The sequence below is a fragment of the Pseudarthrobacter sp. CC4 genome, assembly GCF_048957775.1.
Lineage (GTDB): Bacteria > Actinomycetota > Actinomycetes > Actinomycetales > Micrococcaceae > Arthrobacter.
In genome coordinates this window covers 74090-96367 of sequence record NZ_JARCCZ010000023.1, presented here as the reverse complement: position 1 = coordinate 96367, position 22278 = coordinate 74090, and the positions used below count along the sequence as shown (strand labels likewise).

At 64.3% G+C, this 22278-nt stretch carries 22 protein-coding genes and 2 pseudogenes; 10 read left to right on the top strand and 14 right to left on the bottom strand.

The window, feature by feature from the left end; translation table 11 throughout:
• Positions 1-54 precede the first annotated feature (54 nt).
• From PV768_RS16375 to PV768_RS16355, 5 genes are all read right to left on the bottom strand, one after another.
• A complete protein-coding gene (locus PV768_RS16375; protein WP_421093580.1) occupies positions 55-285 on the bottom strand; it encodes a hypothetical protein in 231 nt (76 codons plus the stop codon).
• Between the two features lie 55 nt (positions 286-340).
• A complete protein-coding gene (gene mobF / locus PV768_RS16370) occupies positions 341-3901 on the bottom strand; it encodes a MobF family relaxase (RefSeq protein WP_421093579.1) in 3561 nt (1186 codons plus the stop codon).
• Positions 3902-5011: 1110 nt separating this feature from the next.
• A complete protein-coding gene (locus PV768_RS16365) occupies positions 5012-5497 on the bottom strand; it encodes a GNAT family N-acetyltransferase (protein ID WP_421093586.1) in 486 nt (161 codons plus the stop codon).
• 23 nt (positions 5498-5520) lie between these two features.
• Complete coding sequence (locus PV768_RS16360) at positions 5521-5871, bottom strand: ArsR/SmtB family transcription factor (RefSeq protein ID WP_421093578.1); 351 nt, start codon at positions 5869-5871, stop codon at positions 5521-5523.
• Positions 5872-5944: 73 nt separating this feature from the next.
• Positions 5945-6685, bottom strand: coding sequence for an aquaporin (locus PV768_RS16355; protein WP_421093577.1), 741 nt, complete (start codon positions 6683-6685; stop codon positions 5945-5947).
• Positions 6686-6731: 46 nt separating this feature from the next.
• Between PV768_RS16355 and PV768_RS16350 the strand changes: the two genes are divergently transcribed.
• From PV768_RS16350 to PV768_RS16325, 6 genes are all read left to right on the top strand, one after another.
• A complete protein-coding gene (locus tag PV768_RS16350; protein WP_421093576.1) occupies positions 6732-7403 on the top strand; it encodes a helix-turn-helix domain-containing protein in 672 nt (223 codons plus the stop codon).
• 187 nt (positions 7404-7590) lie between these two features.
• Positions 7591-8013, top strand: a complete 423-nt coding sequence (locus tag PV768_RS16345) for an arsenate reductase ArsC (RefSeq protein WP_421093575.1) — start codon at positions 7591-7593, stop codon at positions 8011-8013.
• Between the two features lie 28 nt (positions 8014-8041).
• The gene (gene trxB / locus PV768_RS16340) at positions 8042-9049 is read left to right on the top strand and encodes a thioredoxin-disulfide reductase (protein WP_421093574.1); all 1008 of its coding nucleotides are present in this window, start codon (positions 8042-8044) and stop codon (positions 9047-9049) included.
• Positions 9050-9223: 174 nt separating this feature from the next.
• On the top strand, positions 9224-10615 hold the full coding sequence (locus PV768_RS16335) for an FAD-dependent oxidoreductase (RefSeq protein WP_421093573.1): 1392 nt from the start codon (positions 9224-9226) through the stop codon (positions 10613-10615).
• Positions 10616-10649: 34 nt separating this feature from the next.
• The gene (locus PV768_RS16330; RefSeq protein WP_421093572.1) at positions 10650-11324 is read left to right on the top strand and encodes an arsenate reductase ArsC; all 675 of its coding nucleotides are present in this window, start codon (positions 10650-10652) and stop codon (positions 11322-11324) included.
• Complete coding sequence (locus tag PV768_RS16325) at positions 11321-11740, top strand: low molecular weight phosphatase family protein (protein ID WP_421093571.1); 420 nt, start codon at positions 11321-11323, stop codon at positions 11738-11740. Before PV768_RS16330 ends, PV768_RS16325 begins: the two co-directional genes overlap by 4 nt.
• Positions 11741-12378: 638 nt before the next feature.
• Here the strand turns inward: PV768_RS16325 and PV768_RS16320 are convergent.
• Both PV768_RS16320 and PV768_RS16315 read right to left on the bottom strand, forming a co-directional pair.
• Positions 12379-12906: a DinB family protein gene (locus PV768_RS16320; protein WP_421093570.1), complete on the bottom strand. Its 528-nt coding sequence runs from the start codon at positions 12904-12906 to the stop codon at positions 12379-12381.
• 114 nt (positions 12907-13020) lie between these two features.
• A complete protein-coding gene (locus PV768_RS16315) occupies positions 13021-13398 on the bottom strand; it encodes a VOC family protein (protein WP_421093569.1) in 378 nt (125 codons plus the stop codon).
• A 232-nt stretch (positions 13399-13630) separates the two neighbouring features.
• Between PV768_RS16315 and PV768_RS16310 the strand changes: the two genes are divergently transcribed.
• Positions 13631-14008, top strand: coding sequence for an ArsR/SmtB family transcription factor (locus PV768_RS16310; protein WP_421093568.1), 378 nt, complete (start codon positions 13631-13633; stop codon positions 14006-14008).
• On the top strand, positions 14005-15057 hold the full coding sequence (locus PV768_RS16305; protein ID WP_421093567.1) for a cation diffusion facilitator family transporter: 1053 nt from the start codon (positions 14005-14007) through the stop codon (positions 15055-15057). The genes PV768_RS16310 and PV768_RS16305 overlap by 4 nt, the downstream gene beginning before the upstream one ends.
• Before the next feature lie 22 nt (positions 15058-15079).
• On the opposite strand, the gene PV768_RS16300 is transcribed toward PV768_RS16305, so the two are convergent.
• From PV768_RS16300 to PV768_RS16275, 6 genes and pseudogenes are all read right to left on the bottom strand, one after another.
• Entirely contained in the window at positions 15080-15391 is a 312-nt protein-coding gene (locus PV768_RS16300; RefSeq protein WP_421093566.1) for a hypothetical protein, read from the bottom strand.
• 12 nt (positions 15392-15403) lie between these two features.
• Positions 15404-15742 (bottom strand): YnfA family protein, encoded by a 339-nt coding sequence (locus PV768_RS16295; RefSeq protein ID WP_421093565.1) that lies wholly within the window; start codon positions 15740-15742, stop codon positions 15404-15406.
• 228 nt (positions 15743-15970) lie between these two features.
• Positions 15971-16111 (bottom strand): annotated as a pseudogene (locus tag PV768_RS16290) (four-helix bundle copper-binding protein); the annotation flags it as partial.
• Positions 16112-16121: 10 nt separating this feature from the next.
• Positions 16122-18077, bottom strand: a complete 1956-nt coding sequence (locus PV768_RS16285) for a heavy metal translocating P-type ATPase (RefSeq protein ID WP_421093564.1) — start codon at positions 18075-18077, stop codon at positions 16122-16124.
• Positions 18074-18460: an ArsR/SmtB family transcription factor gene (locus PV768_RS16280; protein WP_421093585.1), complete on the bottom strand. Its 387-nt coding sequence runs from the start codon at positions 18458-18460 to the stop codon at positions 18074-18076. The genes PV768_RS16285 and PV768_RS16280 overlap by 4 nt, the downstream gene beginning before the upstream one ends.
• 1068 nt (positions 18461-19528) lie before the next feature.
• Positions 19529-19654, bottom strand: a complete 126-nt coding sequence (locus PV768_RS16275; RefSeq protein WP_421093563.1) for a hypothetical protein — start codon at positions 19652-19654, stop codon at positions 19529-19531.
• A 716-nt stretch (positions 19655-20370) separates the two neighbouring features.
• Between PV768_RS16275 and PV768_RS16270 the strand changes: the two are divergent.
• Positions 20371-20750, top strand: a pseudogene (locus tag PV768_RS16270) (ArsR/SmtB family transcription factor).
• Entirely contained in the window at positions 20747-21808 is a 1062-nt protein-coding gene (locus PV768_RS16265; RefSeq protein WP_421093562.1) for a cation diffusion facilitator family transporter, read from the top strand. Before PV768_RS16270 ends, PV768_RS16265 begins: the two are co-directional and overlap by 4 nt.
• A gap of 204 nt (positions 21809-22012) precedes the next feature.
• Here PV768_RS16265 and PV768_RS16260 read toward each other — a convergent pair whose 3' ends face one another.
• Positions 22013-22156 (bottom strand): VOC family protein, encoded by a 144-nt coding sequence (locus PV768_RS16260; RefSeq protein WP_421093584.1) that lies wholly within the window; start codon positions 22154-22156, stop codon positions 22013-22015.
• Between the last annotated feature and the right edge of the window lie 122 nt (positions 22157-22278).

The window sequence follows — 22278 nt, the reverse complement described above, 5'->3', positions numbered from 1 at the left end:
TCACCCACCCAATCGTTTGGAACGGGTGGCTCAGTTTTCAACCGTCACAATGGCTCACTTTTCGACCATCACCGACAGCCACTTTGCTGTTGCGTCGGACAGCCAAGTTCGGCGGTGGTTGATACGTTTCCACCACAGACCGCCCGCGAGAAGCGCAGCGGCCAGGAAGACGATGCCGATAGCAACCTTCAGCAAGGAAGGGAGCTCAGGCGTACGAACTGATGCCAGGAAGAGGACGAACGCCAACAGGACAACCGCGCTGGTCGATACCAGCCCAGTCGTCACAACTCTGGGTTTCACTGTCGGGTTTATGACCATAGTTGCGCCTCTACGATTCAGCTTAAAGCTGCCAGCCGGCACTCGTAAGGACGACTTGCTCGGAAAAACTCGAATTCACAGACATGGCTTTCGATTCCATGCCCATTGATCGACTGCAGGCGCTGTCCATTGCTTCCTGGAGATTTTCCCTATGACGCCGCTGTTCCCACTCGTAATCCGCGGGGGTCGGTCCCAATGGCAGGGGAGACTCTGAAATTCCCCACCTGTCCCTGAATATCGCCACGTCGCGAAGCAGCTCGCCGGCCTTATCGACATCGCTGAGCGAGGCTGTCAGGCTGCGTTTCCAGTCAAAATCTTCCGTGAGGGCAGTCATGATTACTTTGTCGGTCCTATGCCGGATCCGTGCGCGAACCTGATCGACCAGTTCCGCCAAATCAAGACGACCAAGAGGCAGATCCTCGACTAAGGGGTCGATGGGCGTCGTCGGCATCCCCTTTACGAACCGACTCAACCGCGAGCTGAGTACGGCAACGGGATCATGTGCAGGAGCGCTTTGTCGGATCGTCTGCTCCAAGACGCGTTCGGCGCCCTGAACGCTGACCGCGGCCGCCTTCCGCCACGCCGCTAGGGCCGTGCCCCACGGAGGTGACCCTTCGAGCTCGACTGACGGGCCGCCGTCGTACTTGTAAAAGCTCTCCCGCAGACCCTGAGCGGCTGCTATTTGCGCCAAGTAGTCATACTCCGCGTAGAGCCGCTCAAGGCTGTCTGACTTATTGCGCTCCGCGTCGCGCACTTCATGGGCGGTCCGCTCAGCACCTTCCGCAGCGAGCACCTCGCCCAGAATGCTTCGCCACGACGGCTGCAGGGAGGGATCAACGGCAGGATGCTCGGAGTCATTGCCTTCGCTGACGTAGGCGAAGTTGCCGGAGCGGCCGCGGGTCATGCTGACGTAGAGGAGCTCCCGGGTGAGCCGGCCTTGCGTGACTACGGTGTGACCCGTGTCGACGGTGATGCCCTGGGAACGGTGCGCCGTGGTCGCATAGCCCAACTCAACGTTCTGTTCGAGGTATATCGAGGGAAGTACCACTGTCGCTCCGGTGTCCCGACGCACCGCAAGAATTGAGCCATCCCGGCTGCTGACACAGCCGACGGCGAACAGGGTGCCGTTGCGGACAAAGTCACCTTCGCTGTCAACGAGCCTGCGGTCGTTGCCGCGGGCGATGATGATGTCGCCGGAGCCGGCCTGTAGGCCATCGCTTAGGAGGACCGTCAACTCGGGATCCACGGCGCCCTGGGCGACGAGGTCGGCCTGGGCACGTTCGTTGAGCATGCCGACCGTGTCATTGTCAGCGGCAATGAGTATGGATGAATTGCCTGCTTGCGTATCCGCCTGCCACGCCGAGTATGCTTGGTCGACCATGTCGATGTAGATGCCGTGCCGGATCCGTCGATGCTGGTCATACTCCGCAATCGCTGAGAAGTCTCCGGCCCGCAGCTTGAGGGACGATGCACGCTCCCACTGCTGATGGAATCTCCAGATGGTGCTGAGCCGGGTTGTCTTGCCTTGCCGGTCGAGCCGGCCGAGGACGCCGCCGGCATCGATCGAGTCCAGCTGGCCGGGGTCGCCCACCAGGAGGATCTTCGCGCCAGCCGTTTTTGCCTGCTGGACGAGGGCCGCGAGCTGGAAGGTGGACACCATGGACGCTTCGTCGATGATTACGAGTTGGTTCGCGTGGAAGCACCACTTCTGTTGCGTCGCAGCGAGCCGGGCCGCTGCCTGAGCGAGGGCGACGCTCCGGCGGTCGCTGGTGTGTGTGGTAGTCAGACGGTCTTGAACCTCGAAGAAGCGTTCTGCCCGGGAACTGGCCCCGTGACCCTCCGACTCGTGCAGCCACTTGGCGACGTTCTCTGTTGCCATAGCGAGTTGGCGGCCAAGCACGTCCGCACTGGCCGCTGCAGGAGCCAGCCCGATTACGCTGCCTGCGCCGTACTGTGCTTCCCAGACCGTTTTGACTTTGCCGAGGGTTGTGGTCTTTCCTGTGCCCGCGGGGCCGACGATGGCGTCGAGCCGGTTTCCGCTGAGGAGTACGTTAGCGACGGCGGCGCGTTGATCCGAGTGCAGCGTCGGCACCCCAGATTGCGGGACTCGGTTGAGTGAATCCATGGTGACATCGGCGCGGACGGCCGGGCCGTCGTCGTCGTTCCTTGCCGCCATAATCGCGTCCTCGCAGGCGAGCGTCGACGTATCGGTGTAGAGGCGCGATCCGTGGAAATCGAAGACGGTGCCGTGCCCGAGCTGGAGGTCCGGCCCCGCGTGTTGGGGGACGGTGTAGCGGTACTCGTTCAGCGCTACGGACTGATGCTCAGCGGCGGTGGCGACAGCATCCATCAGCGCGTTCCGATCTGACGCCGAGCGGCAGCGGATCTGCGCGCAGACCCTTTCGGCCTCGGCCAGCAGGTTCCAGCGGTTCCAGGTTGAGCGCTTGGCGGCGACCCGTTCACGGGCCAGGGTTCCGACGGCGTCAATCCAGTCGGGCGTGAAGTCCGTGACGGAGAAGGGGGAGCTGCGGGATCGGTTGATGGTGGCGGAGAGGACGTCGGCTGGCTGGAAACCTTTGCCGGTAGCTCGTGTCCGCCATTGGCTTGAGAGTTCGCGCAGGGGAGCGGGGAGTTCGGCTTTGGGGACACGGGTTGCCAGGGTGGCCTGCTGACGGAGCTTGATTGTTGTTGCTGCGGTTGGAGGATAACCGTGTTCTGCGATCCATTCCGCCACGAGTCGGTCTGTTTCGAGGTTGATGAGGCGGGACCGGTTTGAAAATTCGCGGATCAGTTCTTCGTCTATGCCGGTGAGCTGCTGGCTGGGATTGCGGGTGCTGGTGGTGGGGATACGGATGTCGGTGTCGCTTCCGAGGTGGCGGTGGAGGGCGTCAAAGAGGAGTCCGTTGTAGTGTTCGCTGGCGGCGACGGCGGCTTTGTACAGGGTGCGGGAGTCAAGGGTGACCCAGGCTCCGTCGGTGATGCGCTGGATCCGGTTGGCGATCACCAGATGGGTGTGCAGTTGCGGGTCGCCTGTGCGTGATTCCCAGTGATCGAAGGCGGCGGCCATGGCACCCCTTGTGCCGAGGTGGGCGACGCCGTTCCGTCCGGCGCGTGTGAGGATGACGTTCTCCTCGAGCCAGGTGAGGGTTTCTGCGACAGCCTCGTGATGGGTCCGCAGGATTAGGTCCTGGGTGCTGCGGGGGCTGAGCGCCCAGAGGACGGACACGGACTTGGGCACGCTGAAGGTGAGGTCAAAGCCGACAACGGCGTGCCGCACCGTGGGCGGCCCTGTTTTGCTGACGACGGCGGTGGGTTGGCCGTGCGGACGGCCCAGGGGAGTGCGCGTGTCGGGATGGATTGCTGAGTCGAAGACTGCCTTTGCGTCCGTCTCGGTGACTTGGTCTCCTGTGGTTCTGTTGATTCCTTTGAGTCCGCTGCCGACCCATCTACCTTCCGGAGTTCCCGCCTTCATGTAGTAGGTGGTGGCGTCCGGAGGAGGGGTGGGGAGGTCGTCCATCATCGTTGTCTTGAATAGGTAGCGGAGGCCCGATTGTGCCGAGAGCCGGGCGATGGACATCGTCATAGTCGCGGCACTCCTGCTTGCCGTTTCGATGGCTGCCACCCGCGCCGGCGGAAAATTTCCAGAGTTGCTTGGTCAAGCGCGATGCCCTTCGCCTGCGAGAGGGAAATCAGCCAGGCAGAGATGTGTGCCAAATCCTGAACGTTAGTTCTTTGTGCGCGCTTGAGGCGGGCGACCTCTGCCTGCAGGAGGTTGCTGCCAACTCTTTGTTCCGCGTTCTCTGCGTTGAGTTGATCGATCTCGCCAGCTTGGGACCGGAGCTTGGACTGGAGTACTTCCCGGTGCCGCTGGCACGATCTTGTTTTCGACTCCAGCTGTCGCCGGGTAGCCTCCAGTTGGGCCTTTAGGTCAATAGCGGGCGAGTCTGCTTCCGGCGCCTGGGCAATGCCGTTGCGAGCCCGACGTCGGCGGTCGCGCTGCCGGTTGCCGCAGCGAGTTGAGCAGAAGCGTTGTGTTTTACGGGTGGGCTGAAATTCCTCGGTGCATTCTTCGCATGTCATTGTGGTCACGTGAATTCATCTGAATAACGCCATCACCCGACATGACCGGCCGTGGGCGCAGCTCACGCTACAACCTTGGATGCCAGAGGTGTGAGGAGTTGATTCGCTCGAGGACGTGGTTCGTTCTGAGCAGGCGGGGAGGCCAACGCCGACTGCGGCATCGGTATCGACCGTGGTCGTGTGAGGATGGGCGGACCGCTGAATAGTGCCACAGCTTGTGGCACTATTGCGCAGATTCGAGGACACGCAGGGCCCGGACAGACGGAGCCGGTGCAGCTGGGGTCCTTAATTGTCCAGACAGCCTCTGGACAATTGCGCAACAAGCTGTCGCATAACTGCCAGGCACCCGTCGATACAAGCTCAGCAACAAGGACGGCAGCCAAGTTTGAATCTAAGACTTGTCATTGGACATGTGCCGAAGCTGGCTTTCGCACCCTATTCTGACGTGATTGGAGGAGCTGCCTGACGTCAGGTTGGGGTGTACTCCAACAGGACGCGGTCAGGGAATGTGGCACGCAGGACCCGTCGTCTCGCAACTGCGGAGATGATTTCGTCTCGAACGGCTTCGATGGTTCGGGTCTTGGGGCTCATAGCGAACCGACGTACCGGCTGTTTAGATACCGGGTGATCGGCGTTCGATGAGGAGGGTGTCGCGCCAGTGCCCGTTCAGGGGTCCGTGGGTCATCCGGGCGATCCGCTGCCGGCGGCCGACGATGGCGAAGCCGGTGGCCAAATGGAGCTTGAGGCTGGCTTCGTTCTCGGGAAAGACGCTGGCCTGGATAGTCCAGATGCCGGCGTTTTCGGTGGAGTCGATAAGTGCTTGGAGGAGGGTTTTGCCGATGCCCAGTCCCCGGGCAGTGGAGGCAACGTACACGGAGTGTTCCACTACTCCGGCATACGCCGGGCGGGTGGAGACGGGCGAGACGGCGGCCCAGCCCACGACAGTGCCGTCGGCAGAGGCCGCGACATGGCGGTGCCGGGAGAGCCTGGACAGGTCGAAGTGCTCCCATTCCGGGGCGGCGGCTTCGAACGTCGCGTGGCCGGTCTCGATGCCCTCCTGGTAAATCCCCTGCACGCCGGTCCAGTCCGCCGGTTCCATGGCCCGCACGGTCAGGGTCGCGGTCACAGGTTGGCCAGGAGGTTCGCTGCACGGCCCAGCGCGTCGGGGGCGAGGGAGAAGTAGGCCCAGGTGCCGCGCTTTTCGCGCCGCAGCAGGCCTGCTTCGACCAGGACTTTGAGGTGGTGGGACACAGTGGGCTGGCCCAGGTCCAAGGGTGCGGTGAGGTCGCATACACAGGTCGACCCGGAGGGGGAGGCCTTGATCATGGAGAGCAGCCGGAGCCGGTTCGGGTCAGCCAGGGCCTTGAAGACCAGCGCCCGCTGCTTGGCTTCCTTGGCACCCAGAGCAGCGTCTCCTGCCGGCGGGCAGCAGGAGGTGTCAGGGGCCGGCTCAAGAACGGGCAGCAAATTCATCTACTCATTATGCGCCAATATTGACATCCATCAATACAACAGCAGCGGCGCTGCTTTTGCCCGGGCTCACAGGCTAGGGCCTGGACTTGTCCGCTTCGTGCGGGAGCACCACATCATCGGCAGCGCGGCCGGCGGAGGGGAAGAAGAGGAGCACCAGGCCCAGGCCTGCTGCGGCGCCGACGAGCTGGGCAATGACGAACGCGGGAACGGAGGCCGGTGCGATCCCGGCGAAGGTGTCACTGAAGATCCGGCCGATGGTCACGGCCGGGTTCGCGAAGGAGGTCGAGGACGTGAACCAGTAGGCGGCACCGATGTAGGCTCCGACGGCCGGCGCGGCGAGGACGCCCCGCTTGGTCGCCGCCAGGGTGAAGATCAGCAGGATGAGTCCTGCGGTCGCCACGACTTCACCGAGCAGGTGCCCGCCGGTGGCGCGGTCCTTGCCGGAGATGGACGTAGCCACCTCAAACATGGCATTTGCGACCACGCTGCCGCTGATGGCACCGAGGGTCTGGGCGGCAGTGTAGGCCCCGAGCTCCGGCAGGGTCAGGCCCGCGCCGCTGCGCCGCCCCAGGATCCAGTCCACGAGCGAGACGATGGGGTTGAAGTGCGCGCCGCTGACCGGTCCGAGCACGAGGATCAGGACGGTCAGGCCCAGCACGGTGGCGGTGCTGTTCTGCAGCAGCTGCAGACCGACGTCGTTGGGGGAAAGCTGTTGGGCCATGATCCCCGAGCCCACGACGATCATCACAAGCAGGCTGGTGCCCAGGAGTTCGGCGACGGCACGGCGCCACAACGGCGACTGGTTTGTAGTCATGGCACCAAGCTTGACTCAAGATATTAACTCAGTCAAAATTGAGTCAATGAATACTGAACCAGCAGATGTGTTCCAGTCGCGGGTCGCCAAGCATGCAGCCCTGGCCGATCCGGCGCGGCTGCGCATTGTTGACCTGCTGACCCTCGGGGATTTCTCACCCACCGAACTGCAGGCTGAACTGGGCATGCCCTCGAACCTGCTGTCCCACCACTTGCGCGCCCTGCAGGGAGCGGGCCTGGCAACCCGGCACCGCTCCGAGGCGGACAAGCGCCGCAGCTACATCCGCCTGGCTGCCGGCGCCCTAGAGGGACTCGCGCCCGGTGTCGAGCACGGCGCCGCCCGCATCCTGTTTGTCTGCACGCGGAACAGTGCCCGCTCCCAGCTGGCAGCCGCCCTCTGGCGGCAGGTCAGCGACATTCCGTCAACCTCGGCCGGGACGCACCCGGCAGAGCGCATCGCCCAGGGCGCCATCGACGTCGCCCGCCATCACGGCGTGGACCTGCCGGAAATTCCGCCCAGGAAGCTGGACGCCGTCGCCAGCGGCGATTTCGTCGTCACCGTCTGCGATAACGCCCACGAGGAACTCACCAGCCTCGGCGCGATCCACTGGTCAGTGCCGGACCCCCTCCGGATCAATACCGAGGACGCCTTCGAAAACGCCTTCGACGACATCTCCCACCGCATCAACGGCCTCGCACCCCGGCTGCACGCCGCCTGACACGCCGAACGCACCCCGCGCGCGGTGCGCAGAAGAAAAGTGCCTCAGCCTCAGTTCTTATATTGACAATCATCAATAAAGCGTCGGATACTCCATACATCGATCAACATCAATATTCTGGATGTGGATGTGTGGGTGTGATGACTTCAACCAGACCGTTCCACCCAACTAATCCCAGGAGACACCAGTGAGCACCGAAACCGCCAAGAAGCCCTCCGTCCTGTTCGTCTGCGTCCACAACGCCGGCCGTTCCCAGATGGCCGCAGCCTTCCTCACTACCCTTGGGCAGGGCCAGATCGAGGTCCGCTCTGCCGGGTCCCAGCCCGCGGACAAGATCAACCCAGCCGCCGTCGAAGCCATGGCCGAGGTCGGCATCGACATGTCCGCCGAGGTCCCCAAGGTCCTCACCACCGAAGCCGTGAAGGAGTCGGACGTAGTGATCACCATGGGGTGCGGCGACGAATGCCCCTACTTCCCGGGCAAGCGCTACGAGGACTGGGTCCTGGAAGACCCTGCCGGCAAGGGCGTCGAATCCGTCCGCCCTATCCGGGACCAGATCAAGACCCGCATCGAGGGCCTGATCGAATCCCTCATCCCCGCTGCCAAGTAGCCCGTCCCGGACACCAGGAGAGACACTCGTGAGCAGCAACAACGAAACCCCAGCGCCGGCCACGGCCGAACAGCTGATCATCATCGGTTCCGGCCCCGCCGGCTACACCGCCGCCATCTACGCCGCCCGGGCCGGCCTGGCGCCGCTGGTACTGGCCGGATCCGTCACCGCGGGAGGTGCGCTGATGAACACCACAGAGGTGGAGAATTTCCCCGGTTTCCCCGGCGGCATCCAGGGCCCGGAGCTTATGGACGGGCTCCAGGAGCAGGCCGAGAAGTTCGGCGCCAAGGTACAGTTCGACGACGTTACCGAGGTCCAGTTGACGGGCCACCTCAAGCGCGTGGTCACCGGCAGCGGCGAGACCTACGAAGCCCCGGCCGTCATCCTGGCCACCGGGTCCGCGTACAAGGAACTGGGCCTGCCGGAGGAGAAGAAGTTCAGCGGCCACGGCATTTCCTGGTGTGCCACCTGTGACGGGTTCTTCTTCCGCGAACAGGACATCATCGTGGTCGGCGGCGGGGACTCGGCGATGGAGGAAGCGATGTTCCTGACCCGGTTCGGGAAGTCCGTGACCGTCGTCGTCCGCAAGGACGAACTCCGCGCCTCGCGCATTATGGCGCAGCGGGCCAAGGACAACCCGAAGATCACGTTCGCCTGGAACTCCGCCGTCGCGGCCATCCACGGCGACGGAAAAGTCTCCGGTGTCACTCTGAGGGACACCGTTACCGGCGAGACCCGGCACCAGGCCGCGACGGGCATTTTCGTCGCGATCGGGCACGTGCCGCGCACCGAACTGCTGACGGGCCAGGTGGAGCTGGACGAGGACGGCTACATCAAGGTCGATTCGCCCACCACCGTCACCAACCTCTGCGGCGTCTTCGCCTGCGGTGACGCCGTAGACCACCGGTACCGGCAGGCCATCACGGCTGCGGGTACCGGCTGCGCCGCCGCCCTGGACGCCGAACGCTACCTCGCCGCACTGGAGGATGCGGACAGCATCGCCACCGCGTTAGTCGAAGAACCCAGCCACGCCTAAACCGGGAACAGGGGAGGGGGTGAGCCTCATGACCAACGGATGCTGCAGTGACTCCGGCTGCTGCGACGAGGACTGCTGCTAACCCCATCCCCGGGCGCCTGCCGGCCCCCGACACCGGCTGGCCGGCGCCCCCCGACAAGAACCGCACCACCACTACGGATGAAAGAGGACACCATGGATTCAGTGAAGAACCTCCCGGTCGCCGTGATCGGCGCCGGCCCGGTCGGCCTGGCCGCAGCGGCCCACCTGCTCGAACGGGGACTGGAACCGCTGATCTTTGAAGCCGGCACGTCACCGGGGGCGGCCATTGAACAGTGGCGCCACATCCGCCTTTTCTCACCGTGGCGGTTCAATACCGACGCCGCTGCCGTCCGGCTCCTGGAAACCACCGGTTGGGAAACGCCCCGGCCCACGGCCCTGCCCTACGGCGGCGAGCTGATCGATAACTACCTCGCACCCCTGGCCTCGCTGCCTGAGATTTCCTCGCGTCTGCAGACCGGTGCCCGCGTCACCGCCGTCACCCGGCAAGGCCTGGACAAGACCCACATCAAGGGCCGGGACACGACCCCCTTCGTGGTCCGGGTCGAACATAGTGACGGCGAAACCCGGGACCACACCGTCGCAGCAGTCATCGACGCCTCCGGCACCTGGTCCACCCGCAACCCGCTCGGCACCTCCGGGCTGCCCGCCATCGGCGAAGACGCCGCGACGGACCGGATCTCGGCACCGCTGCCCGACGTTACCGGCCGCGACCGCGCCGCCTTTGCCGGCCGCCGCGTCCTCGTCGTTGGCGCCGGGCACTCCGCCGCCAACACCTTGATCAACCTCGCCGACCTGGCCAAGGAAGAGCCGGACACGCAGATCCTCTGGGCGGTCAGAGGAGATTCGGCCGCGAAAGTCTACGGCGGCGGTGACCTTGACGGGCTGCCTGCGCGCGGCCAGCTCGGCGGCCGGGTCCGCCGCCTCGTGGAAGCCGGAAAAATCGAACTGCACACCGGCTTCGGCATCAGCTCCCTCAAGACCCTCGAGTCCGGAGTTGTTGTCGAGTCCGTCGACGGCCGCACTCTCGAAACCGACGTCTTGGTGCCCTGCACGGGCTTCCGGCCCGACCTGGACATCCTGCGCGAGCTCCGTCTCAACCTTGACCCCGCCGTCGAAGCGCCCACGGAACTCGGCCCGCTCATCGATCCCGAATTCCACTCCTGCGGCACCGTCCCGCCGCACGGTGCAAAACTCCTGGCCCACCCGGACAAAGACTTCTACATCGTGGGGATGAAGTCCTACGGCCGGGCGCCCACCTTCCTGCTGGCCACTGGATACGAACAGGTCCGCTCCGTTGCCGCCGCAATCGCCGGCGACCAGGAATCAGCTGACAGGGTCCACCTCGAACTCCCCGAAACCGGCGTATGCTCCACCGACGCCGGAACCAGCTGTGACGTCCCCGCGGTATCGGCCGCACAGGCCTCTGACGCTGCGGAGTCCGGTTGCTGCGCCGCACCCGAACCGGTGCTGGTCGGCTTCCCCACAGGCCTCGCCCACGGGCGCTCCGGCGCGACCGGCTCGTAATCCGGTCAACGAACCCACCCTTTGGAGAGCTGTTATGACTGAACACCGCGACACCGGCCTTGGCCTGCAGGACAACACCGAGCTCCTGCACCGCATCAGTGAACGGCTCGCCGAGCGGTTCGCCGGGATCTTCGCCGTCGAAACCGTCGAGCGGTACGTCTTTGAGTCCTACACGGCGCTGGCCCGTACCGCGAAAATCAGCGCGTACCTTCCCGCCACCACAGAACACTTCGCCAACGACCGGCTGGCCGCACTGGCGAAGTCCAAGGGCACCGTCGGGTCAGAGGTCCCGGAAGTCCTGTTCGTCTGCGTGCAGAACGCCGGACGCTCCCAAATGGCCGCCGCCCTGCTCACCGTCGAAGCCAAAGGCAGGGTCCACGTCCGATCCGCCGGGTCACTGCCGGCGGCCGAACTGGACCCCGGCGTCGTGACCGTGATGGTCGAGATGGGCCTGGACCTGACGAAGAACTACCCCAAGCCCCTCACCGATGACGTCGTCCGCGCCTCCGACGTGGTCATCACCATGGGGTGCGGGGATTCCTGCCCGATCTACCCCGGCAAACGCTACGAGGACTGGGACCTGCCAGACCCCGCGGACCAGCCCCTCGACACCGTCCGGGACATTCGGGACCAGATCCACGAACGGGTCAAGAACCTCGTCAGCTCACTCACCACTGTTTCACCCGAAAAGGAAAAAACCTCCTCATGACCCAGGAAAAAACGCCCTCCGTACTGTTCGTCTGCAGCAAGAACGGCGGCAAATCCCAGCTCGCCGCAGGCCTTATGCGTGACCTCGCTGGAGACAAAATTGCCGTCTACTCCGCCGGTACCAAACCGGCCAAGGACCTGAACCCGCAGGCGGTGGAGTCCCTGACCGAACTGGGCATCGACGTCACCGGCGAATACCCCAAACCGGTCACCGACGAGGTCCTGGACACCGTGGACGCAGTCATCGTCCTGGGCACCGAAGCCAAGCTCGAACCGGTCGAGGGCAAGCGCTTCGAGGTCTGGGAAACGGACGAGCCCTCCGAACGCGGCATCGAGGGCATGGAGCGGATGCGCCTGGTCCGGGGCGACATCAAAGCCCGCGTCCAAACGCTCTACGCGGAGCTCACCGGGAACTGACCATGTCTGCCCCGACGCCGTCGCGGACACTGGCTGCGGAAGGGGCACCCCGCGGCGGATTGGCTGCACTGTGCATCACTCAAACCACCAGCTGGGGCGTGCTCTACTATGCGCTGCAGGGAGCCGGCCATCACCACCGGGGTCCTTTTCTGCCGGGCTGGTGGTCCCCGCGGCGGCCGGTCGCCGTCGGGAGGATTTAAGAGCGTCCGTTCAGCGTTTACTAGCCAGCCCGGTGTCCCTCAAAGCTCTGCGCCTCGAAACCCCAAGGGTGGAAGACGCCACAGTCGCAATGCGAACGCCCTGGTCTGATGCCGCTGCACTCTGGGCATTGCTCACCCGATATAGCGGGGCCGGCTCCAGACGTGCTGAGACCGGGAGCCAGCCCCACCCCCCTCTTTAGCGACTGCTCCCGGACGAAGACCCAGGATCTCCTCCCAACAAGGACAGGGAACACCCGCCGCTGCACATCATCGGCTAAAGCCCGGTGCGAAACAAGCCGAGTAACAGGTGCCCACAAATTGCTTAGCCCCCTGATTCAGAGTTACAGTCCGGCCGAACTGGGTGCAAGCTTGCCGGAGGCGCCCCTAGCAGGAATGGCTGCGGGGTATGGGGCGATCCGATGGCGCTACGGAGATCTTCTAATCGTTGGGCCGGCCCAGGCTCAGCTGCTGGGCGTGGAAGTCGAAATGCTTTGTGGGGTAGGCGTAGACGTCGTTCAGAGTCATCGACGGCATGAAGAAGGGATCCCATCGGTCCGGGAAGGACATTGACCGTGAGAGCGACGCAGGGTTTTCACGGTCCAGCCGGGCGGTGATGGCACGGAGGGTCTTATCGAGTTTCCGGGCCATCCGTCGCTTGTTGTAGAAGAGGGCGGCGCCGCGGGAACCCCAGTAATTGACGATGTGGAAGGGGCGGGTTCCCGCGTTCAGGAGCGCGGCGAAGCCTGTGCCGGCGGGTTTGGGGAGTCGGCTGATGATGTGGACCAGTGGCAGAAGTGCGCGGACGACCATGTAGCCGAAAACCATGTGGAAGAGCAGTTCTTCGTTGGTCCATTTTGTGCCGTTGCTCTTGCGGCGAAGATCGGCGGCGGTTGAGCCCTCCAGCCATGCGCTCAGGTCGGCGCGCGCACGGGTGTACCCGGCCAGGATCTCTGCCTTGGTCACCACGTCGTGCTTTCCTTCCTTCAAGACCGGTGCCGGTTGTTGTCCGCCCCATCTGGCCCGCGGCGCTCAGGCGTCTTCTGATCCGAAACTTGGCACAGTGCAGGCCGGCGGCAGGGCTCAGGGACGGACGGCCGTCAGGCAGAACGGGTGCCCCGCCGGGTCCAGCATCACGCGCCACTGTCCGGGGGCCGGTTGGTGCGCAACTGACGCGGCACCCAAGGCAATAGCAGCCTCCGCCGCAATGTCCAGTTCCTCGACCGCTATGTCCAGATGGAGTTGCTGGCGCTGCGAGCCCTCTGGCCAGGTCGGCGGGATATAGCTGTCGACGCGCATCATCGTCAGCATCGGGCCAGCCCCGGCCAAAGCCATAACCCCTCTGTCCGGAGTAGCAAAAGCCTCCTGAAGGCCCAGCAGCCGTGAGTAAAAGCCGGCAAGGACCTCCGTATCCGGGCAATCAACGGAAATGGATGCAAGCTGTCCCACGGGTTCGGTCATGCCAACTAACCTACAGCGCCGCAGTCCTGCCGGGCAGCTTCGGCGGCCTCCCCTGGGAAGGCGCACCGGGGCGTCTCCACTCCCAGGCACACACGAAGGTTCGGTCTGCCGCAGCTGGCGACCACGGACACATCCTGCGCCAGGCGGACTGCCGGAATGGTCCAAGGCTCTTTCGGGCACGTAGGTCAGGTGGCGACTTGAGCTCCCTGGACAGTTGTGCAAGTATCTGCGTATGAATGCAGATAAGCGGGAATGTACGCTCACGCCCGACAGCGAGTACGTCGAGTTGGCCGTGGAGGTCTTCGCGATGCTCGCTGATGCAACGAGGGTCCGCTTGATCCTGGCCCTGCGGAACGGTGAGTTGCCGGTGAATGCGCTGGCGGAAAAGGCAGGAAAATCTGCCGCCGCTGTTTCCCAGCACCTGGCGAAGATGCGGCTTGCGCGAATGGTCACCACCCGGCAGGAAGGAACCAAAGTCTATTACCGGCTGCAGGACGGGCACGCCTGGGAGCTTGTCGCAGATGCAATCCACCAGGCTGAACACACCCTGGGCACCGCACCTCACCACCGTCTCCACCAGCACCAGGGCACAGCGGCGGCAGGACAATGAGCAGGCCAACAGACCCAAGCCACGGAACCCATACTCACGGCCACGAGCACGGATACGACGCGCACAGACATGACGGGCACGCGGACCACCTGCATCATCATGATCACGACGGGCACAGCCACGGAGGTTTCCCGGGCTGGGTGAGGCACCTGCTCGTCCCGCACTCCCATGATGCAGCCGAATCCATGGATCCTGCGCTGGAAAGCAGTGCCCAGGGTATCCGTGCGGTGAAAATCTCGCTGGTGGGGCTGGGGCTGACGGCCATGTTTCAGCTGGTCATTGTCCTGATCAGCGGTTCGGTGGCGCTGCTGGCCGACACCGTCCATAACTTTTCCGACGCGCTGACGGCCGTGCCGCTCTGGATTGCCTTCCTGCTCGGACGAAGGGCCGCGACCAAAACCTACGCGTACGGCTTTGGCAGGGCTGAAGACCTGGCCGGGCTCTTCATCGTCGCGATGATCGCGCTGTCGGCCGTGGTCGCAGCGGTCGAATCCATCCGCCGCTTCTTCGAACCCCAGCCGGTGCAGAACCTGGGCTGGGTCCTCGCCGCCGGGCTTGTCGGTTTCGCGGGGAACGAGCTCGTGGCGGTCTACCGCATCCGGGTCGGACGGAAGATCGGTTCGGCCGCCCTGGTCGCGGACGGAATCCATGCCCGCACCGACGGATTCACTTCCCTGGCTGTCGTCGCCGGAGTGATTGGTATCTGGCTCGGGTTCCCCCTCGCGGACCCGATCATCGGGCTGCTCATCTCCGCGGCGATCGCGGTGCTGCTCTGGGGAACCGTCCGGGACATCGGCCGCCGGCTCCTGGACGGCGTCGACCCGGCCCTTACCGACAAACTCACCGCCGCCCTGCAAGACCACGGCATCGATGAAGCCACGTCGCGGCTGCGCTGGTCCGGGCACTCCCTGCACGCCGAAATCACGGCACCTGCATCCGGGAGCACGACCATGACGGAACTGGAGGAACTCTCCGGCCGTATCGATCACGCGGCGCGGGCGGCACTGCCGAACGTCGGCAGTGTCACCGTCATCCCGAGCCGCCACTGACTGCGGCAACCCCATGAAGGGTCTACGAGCTGGAGGACGCCGAGCGGAGGGCAGCCTGAAGTTCTTCCTTCGCAGGCAAACCGGCCAGGCCGGCCTTACCCGGATAGACCCTGCACGTTAGGGCTGGCGAAGCGGTTGAGGGGAACACGTCACGGTTGCCGGCGATAAAGGAAGGCGAGCCATGGAAGCCCAGTTCGGCGGCCTGTTCCTCGCTGACCAACTCCAGAACACGGACCTCTCCAGGCACCCCTTCGCTGGTCAGTGCCGCACGGAACAGCTCAAGCGCCGGAGCGCTGTTGGGGCACTCCGGGATGATCCGCAGTTCGTAGTCCATAACCTCAGTGTTTCAGACGGTATCCCTGGGGGCGAACATAATGACTGCGACCCCGAGCAGGCAAATGATGGAGCCCGCGATGTCCCACCGGTCCGGGCGGAATCCATCAAAGGCCATTCCCCACGCCAGCGACCCGGCGACGAACACCCCGCCGTACGCGGCGAGGATCCTCCCAAAGTGCGCATCCGGCTGCAGCGTGGCCGCGAAGCCATAAATGCCCAGGGCCACAACGCCCAGCCCGGCCCACCACCACTGCCGGCCTTCCCTGACTGACTGCCAAACCAGCCACGCGCCACCGATCTCGGCGGCCGCGGCCAGGATGAACAAGAGGATCGTCTTCGCGATGGTCATAACCTCATCTTGGCAGTCCCACGCAGCGCTTCGTCCACGGTGCGCATACAGTGCATCAGGGAGTACATGCAGGGCGGGCTTAGCAACACCCGAAGGATTTCCTGACGGAGCTCATTGAAGAGGGCTCGGACGCGGCGGTGGCCGCACCTACATTGCCCCTGATGAGTCGGCCGCTTTTGTCTGCATGCCCTTGGAGCTGCTTCTGCACTGACTTCGCATGAGGCCGCGCTAAGACTGATGAGAGCAGGCTGCCTCGCAGCGCCGGCACGACTCGGCGCAGATCCTGCAATGCTCGTGCATTCCCGCGTGATGTTCACATTCATCGGCGCATGCTTTGCAGGCGGTCGCGCAGGCCTGCAGCATGGAGCGGTTTCGGCGCTCACGCTGCCGGTTCCAGTGCCGGGGCCGGTGCGGCGGCGTTGGACGTGGTCTTGCGGCTGATCCGGCCTGCCCTAACGCCGTTGGCGATCACGACGATTTCGGCCAGTTCGTGGATGAGGACGACGGCGGCCAGGCCGAGCATGCCGAACAGCGCGAGCGGGATCAGCACCGCGATCAGCGCCAGGGACAGCCCCACGTTCTGGAGCATGATGCTCCGGGTCCTGCGGGCGTGATCGAGGACCTGGGGAAGGTGGTTCAGGTCCTCACCCATCAGGGCGATGTCCGCGGTTTCGATCGCGACGTCGGTGCCCATAGCACCCATGGCGATGCCGCTGTCGGCGGTCGCCAAGGCCGGGGCGTCGTTGACACCGTCGCCGACCATGGCGGTGGGGGCACGGCCCTGGAGCGTGCGGATGATCTCGGCCTTGTCCTCGGGCCGGAGGTCGGCATGGACTTCGGTGATCCCCGCGGCCTTACCCAGTGCCGTGGCGGTGATGAGGTTGTCGCCGGTGAGCATGGCCGTGGTGTAGCCGGACGCTGTGAGCCGGGCAATGACTTCCCGGGCTTCGGGGCGCAGCTCGTCACGGACCGCGACAGCCCCGATGACCTGGCCGTCTTCTTCGATGAGGACGGCGGTCGCGCCGGCCTGCTGCATCCGCTCGACCTCGGCGGCCAGGGGGCCGGCGTCGATCCAGCCCGGCCGGCCGAGGCGGACGGTCCTGCCGTCGAACCGGCCTTCCAGACCGGCGCCGGGGACGGTGTCCACGTCGGTGACGGCAGCCCGGTCCGTGGCGGCGGCGAGGATGGCGCGGGCGAGCGGGTGTTCGCTGCGGGCCTCCATGCCGGCCGCGAGGGCCAGGACGTGTTCCCTTGTCGCGGTCCCGGTTGCGGCGACATCGATCACGGCGGGCTTGTTCCGGGTGAGGGTTCCGGTCTTGTCCAGCGCAATGGTGCGGATTTTGCCGAGGGTTTCCAGGGCGCTTCCGCCCTTGATGAGCACGCCGATGCGGCTGGCCGCACCTACGGAAGCGACGACTGTGACGGGGACGGAGATGGCTAGGGCGCAGGGCGAGGCTGCGACCAGGACGACGAGGGCGCGTTCGAACCACAGCAGCGGTTCGCCGACGATGAAGCCGAAGACGATGATCAGCGCGGCGGCGATCAGGATGCCGGGGACGAGCTTTTTGGCGATGGAGTCCGCCAGGCGCTGGCCCGGGCCCTTGCGGGACTGCTCGGCCTCCACGATGTGCACAATCCGTGCCAGCGAGTTGTTCTCCGCTGTGCTGGTCACTTCAACTTCAAACGGGCCGGTGCCGTTGATCGACCCGGCGTAGACCTCGCTGCCCGGTCCGGCCTCGACCGGGACGGACTCACCGGTCAGCGCCGACGTGTCCAGGGAAGTACGGCCGGTGAGGATCCTGCCGTCGGTGGCCAGGCGTTCCCCGGGGCGGACAACCATCCGGTCCCCGGGGACGAGTTCTGCCGGGTCCACAGTGACCTCGCTGCCGCTGCGAAGGACGGTCGCCTCGGCCGGGACAAGGTCCAGTAGGGCGTGCAGGCCAAGGCGCGTTTTCGCCAATGAGTACTCTTCAAGTCCCTCGGAGATCGCGTAGAGGAAGGCCAGCATGGCCGCTTCCTCGAATTCCCCCAGGGCGACCGCACCGACAGCAGCGATCGTCATCAATGTCCCGACCCCGATCTTGCCCTTGAACAGGCGCAGGAGCGTGGAAGGGACGAATGTCCAGGCCGCGACTAGCAGCGCGGCTATTTCCAGGGGAAGCGTGACCGACTCGGGTCCTCTGGCCAGCGAAGTTATCCACGCCGCGAGGAGCAGTGCACCGGACACCGCTGCCGCCCGGATCTCGGTGACCTGCCAGAAGCCGAGGGCTTCCTCGGCTTCTTCGGACTCTCCGGTTAGGGTTTTCTCGTCGCTGCAGCCGCAGGCGTCACTCATTTTTCGTTCTCCTGGGTCAGGGTGGCGCCGGTGCTGCCGGTCCCGTAGTTCGGGCAGAGGCTGACCGCGTTGCCGGTGGCAGCAAGCAGGATCTCGGCCTGTGCCAGCATGTCCATCAGTTCCGGGCGGGACAGTGAGTAGTAGACGCTGCGGCCCTGCACCCGGCCTTCGACCAGGCCGCAGTCGCGAAGGCATGCCACATGGGCGGATACCGTTGACTGGGCCAGGCCCAGCTCCGAGGTCAGGTCACCAACCCGGACCTCACCGCCGGCCATGCGCTGGACGATGCTCAAGCGAGTCGGGTCACTGAGGGAATGAAACAGCGCCGCTGCTGGACTGAGTTGCCGACACGGATCGGCAGAAGACATAGTTTCCATCGTCATATGACGATGATAGCGTAGATTGGTGATGTCATCGTCCATTGCTGTAACGTAACGTCGAAAAGACACCTCTGGCCTTTGAGGCATGCAATTACCCCTCCGATACAGGTCCGGCCAGGTGGCTGCCTGGGGAGCGGAGCTTCACATACTGGTCGGAGAAAAACTGATGAGTATTGGCGGCTTCTTCGTCGAAATGGTGCAGTCCGGCGCCCTGCTGGTAGCGATGCCACACTGGCCATCCCCACCGTTCAAGTTCGCTAGGTATGTCACCGACAACTGAAGCGGGCCAACGAAGCAACGGGCAGCAAGAAGGCGTCGTTCGGCCCCCTTCGAGCAGGCCAAGCCAAAAGAGCCGATAAAGGAGATTCGGTCAAGGAGCTAGCGGCCCATCCGAAGAGCAGAAACCGCAGGAGGGTTCGCTCCACGCCACACCCGGCACAGCTTCTCGAAGATCGCCCCGCGGTAGAGCAGCGTTGGACGGGGTGGCGGGCAGCGCGGGCAACTTGTCGGCACCGGTCTGCCGTCCTCATCTGGCACGCGAAATTCGATGTGACGGTCTGCGTTGGCGTCAAAATAGCGCGAAGTTCCGTTTCACTGAAAGTGGCACATGATGTTCTCAGATCCCATCCTGACAGTCCCCGGGCAAAAGCCGCGGTGCGGTAGCCCGAGAATTATCGAAAATAGTGTCCGAAGAATCGGGGCTTTATGGAAACCGCTTGGGCTGGGGCTGGCGATGTCAGCTCTCGCGGGTCGGCAGGTGTCTATGGACAAGAGCGGAGCTCCACGGATAGGCGAATCCTCCCTGGCCAGGCGCCCGAACATCAGGCTGGGGCGTGCTGCAACAGGACGCGGTCATGGAATGTGGGAGTCGCGATACATAGTTGCAAAGAGCGACGCGTCAGGAGTTTGCCCAGATGCGCGGAGCGTTCACACAGCCGGTGAGACGCCTTGTATCCAAGAGTTACGAGACGGTCTGTACTCCAGTTGGGTTGGGGACCTTAACCGAACGTTAGATCGGGCAGGTCGTGCTTGAAGCAAATGCTTTTTGGCCCCGCAGGGCGTCATTGTGGCCTAGTCGTGGTTCCAGACTTTGATCGACGAGAGCAGTAGAAGCAGGACGAGCAGGGGGATGAGGACCAGGTTTGGGACGCCTCTCAGGAGCAGGTCGACGGCGATTGTTCCGGTGATGGAGCCCAAGGTCATCCTGATGAGGAAACGTTTGCTTTGTCCCAGGACGGGGAAGCTCTTGTCTCTGCTGAAGCGGGCGAAGGGGGAAGCCTGAATTCAGCACCGCCCAGGCCGATCATGCCGCCTGGAGCCGATGATCGCACCGGCGAGGAAGGCCAGCGGGATGGCCTGCTGTCGTGCCTGTCCTGGTGTCAACAGCGGCACGGCGGTGCTATTCATACCTGCAACTATCAACAGCAGTCTCCAGGGGTTCCTTCCGGCCCTCATGGATGCTGACGCAGGGAGTTACCTTTCCTCCCCTGTGCTGCGAGGCGGGAATAGGAGTACATCTTTGCTGAATGCAGACCTGCTTGGACTTTAGCCCGATGCAGTTCAGGAACTACGGCACCGTCGTCTCCGATCCCAGCCCGGTGACATGGTTGTCCAGTCCGGCCACGTAGGCATCTACGTCGAAAGCGGCCTAATCCTCAGCTCCGGCCTGACCGGCAACGAAACCGCCGTCCACCCCCTGACCTGAATGACGTCCGAAAGCGCCGTACCTTCGTACGCGCAAGCTGAAAGGGTCCGCTTAGGGCCGGTGATTTTAATGCCTTGGGGGCAATGAATCACCGGGTTCAGCACACCCATCGCAAAAGCCTGACATGGCCAAATGTCAGGCACCGGCATGAACTAAGCGTCGTCCACCCGAGCTTGTACAGTGCGGCCTTATGTGTAAGTATCTGCGTATGAATGCAGATAAGGGGCCTTGTACGCTGACGCCGGACAGTGAGTACGTTGAGTTGGCTGTGGAAGTCTTCGCGCCATGCTGGCCGACGCGACCTGGGTCCGGTTGATTCTTGCCTTGCGGCGTGGGGAGCTGCCCGTAAACGCGTTGGCGGAGAAAGCCGGAAAATCCGCGGCCGCGGTGTCACAGCACGTGGCGAAGATGCGGCTTGCCCGGATGGTCACGACCAGGCAGGAAGGGACAAAGGTCTACTACCGCCTGCAGGACGGGCACGCCTGGGAGCTCGTCGCCGATGCGATCCATCAGGCCGAGCACACCTTGGGCACCGCACCCCACCACCGACTTCACCCGCACCACGGGGCAGAGGCGGCAGGGCAATGAGCGGGCGGATTCCCTCCGGCCATGATGTCCATATGCCCCACCTTGAGGAACGCCACGGCCACGGTGACCACCCCCATCACCACGACCACGCTGGGCACAGTCATGGGACGGGTTTCCTCAACTGGCTGAGGCACCTGGTTGTGCCGCATTCCCACGACTCCGCTGATTCCATGGATTGGGCGCTGGAAAGCAGCGCCCAGGGGATCCGGGCGGTGAAAATATCCTTGGTCGGGCTTGGCCTGACCGCTGTGTTCCAGCTGGTCATCGTCCTCGTCAGCGGCTCGGTGGCGCTGCTGGCCGATACCGTCCATAACTTCTCGGACGCCCTCACAGCTGTGCCGCTATGGGTTGCTTTCCTTCTCGGCCGTCGGGCCGCGAGCAAAACCTATACCTACGGCTTTGGCCGGGCCGAAGACCTGGCCGGACTCTTCATCGTCGCAATGATCGCCCTGTCGGCTGTCGTGGCCGCGGTCGAACCCATCCGCCGCTTCTTTGAACCCCAGCCGGTGCAGAACCTGGGCTGGGTCCTCGCGGCCGGCCTCGTCGGCTTCGTCGGCAATGAAGTCGTCGCGGTCTACCGGATCCGCGTCGGACGAAGAATCGGCTCAGCCGCCCTCGTCGCAGACGGAATCCACGCCCGCACCGACGGTTTCACATCCCTGGCCGTCGTCGCCGGCGTCACCGGAATCTGGCTCGGATTCCCCCTCGCCGACCCGATCATCGGGCTGCTGATCTCCGCAGCAATCGCCGTGCTGCTCTGGGGAACCGTCCGGGACATCGGTCGCAGGCTCATGGACGGCGTGGACCCGGCCCTTACTGACAAACTCACAGCAGCCCTGCAGAGGCACTTCCCGGAAGGAACAACCTCTCGGCTCCGCTTGTCCGGTCACCACCTGCACGCCGAGGTCACAATTCCTGTAGACCAGACAACCATTTCCATGGCAGGGTTGGCCCAACAATCCGCACGCATCGCCCTTGCCGTCCGCCGCGCGCTGCCCAACATCGGGTCCGTCACCGTCGTCCCCAGCTATCATGGCCAGCTGGAAACGGAAAAGTGAAGCCAGACCTCAACCTATGCGATACCACGTGCCATCACGCGCGGTAAGAATGTCACGAGAGAGTGTCCCTCCAGGGGCATCGCCGACCCTGACATGCAGGGTCTACCACGGGCGGCCCGGATAATTGGTCTGCCCGCGCAAAGCGATCTCCAAACCGCGCTACGCTCGGCACCTTCCTCTTTATAAGCGCAGGTTCCTACCGTGTTAGTCCGGACAGACGACCGTGAGGCAGCACGGGTGACCGGCCGGTTCCAGCAGTACGCGCCACTGGTGAGGAGCGGGCTGGTGCGCCGCTTCGGTGGCACCCAAAGCAATGGCCGCATCTGTCGCCGTTTCCAGATGCGGCACCGCCACGTCGCGGCCTCTGCCGACGGCACGCGTGGCCGGTGTCGGATGCCCTCCTGGTAAATCCGCCCGCCAACAGACGCATGGCCGTCGTGACAGCAACCGCTACGGCGGCTCATTGGGGT

Coding starts and splice junctions, on each gene's coding strand:
- PV768_RS16355 (WP_421093577.1), bottom strand. CDS start 6,685: ATGACTACAAACCAGTCGCCGTTGTGGCGCCGTGCCGTCGCCGAACTC.
- PV768_RS16265 (WP_421093562.1), top strand. CDS start 20,747: ATGAGCGGGCGGATTCCCTCCGGCCATGATGTCCATATGCCCCACCTT.
- PV768_RS16300 (WP_421093566.1), bottom strand. CDS start 15,391: ATGGACTACGAACTGCGGATCATCCCGGAGTGCCCCAACAGCGCTCCG.
- PV768_RS16305 (WP_421093567.1), top strand. CDS start 14,005: ATGAGCAGGCCAACAGACCCAAGCCACGGAACCCATACTCACGGCCAC.
- PV768_RS16360 (WP_421093578.1), bottom strand. CDS start 5,871: ATGAATTTGCTGCCCGTTCTTGAGCCGGCCCCTGACACCTCCTGCTGC.
- PV768_RS16365 (WP_421093586.1), bottom strand. CDS start 5,497: ATGGAACCGGCGGACTGGACCGGCGTGCAGGGGATTTACCAGGAGGGC.
- PV768_RS16350 (WP_421093576.1), top strand. CDS start 6,732: ATGAATACTGAACCAGCAGATGTGTTCCAGTCGCGGGTCGCCAAGCAT.
- PV768_RS16310 (WP_421093568.1), top strand. CDS start 13,631: ATGAATGCAGATAAGCGGGAATGTACGCTCACGCCCGACAGCGAGTAC.
- PV768_RS16295 (WP_421093565.1), bottom strand. CDS start 15,742: ATGACCATCGCGAAGACGATCCTCTTGTTCATCCTGGCCGCGGCCGCC.
- PV768_RS16330 (WP_421093572.1), top strand. CDS start 10,650: ATGACTGAACACCGCGACACCGGCCTTGGCCTGCAGGACAACACCGAG.
- PV768_RS16335 (WP_421093573.1), top strand. CDS start 9,224: ATGGATTCAGTGAAGAACCTCCCGGTCGCCGTGATCGGCGCCGGCCCG.
- PV768_RS16280 (WP_421093585.1), bottom strand. CDS start 18,460: ATGACGATGGAAACTATGTCTTCTGCCGATCCGTGTCGGCAACTCAGT.
- PV768_RS16315 (WP_421093569.1), bottom strand. CDS start 13,398: ATGACCGAACCCGTGGGACAGCTTGCATCCATTTCCGTTGATTGCCCG.
- mobF (WP_421093579.1), bottom strand. CDS start 3,901: ATGACGATGTCCATCGCCCGGCTCTCGGCACAATCGGGCCTCCGCTAC.
- PV768_RS16325 (WP_421093571.1), top strand. CDS start 11,321: ATGACCCAGGAAAAAACGCCCTCCGTACTGTTCGTCTGCAGCAAGAAC.
- PV768_RS16285 (WP_421093564.1), bottom strand. CDS start 18,077: ATGAGTGACGCCTGCGGCTGCAGCGACGAGAAAACCCTAACCGGAGAG.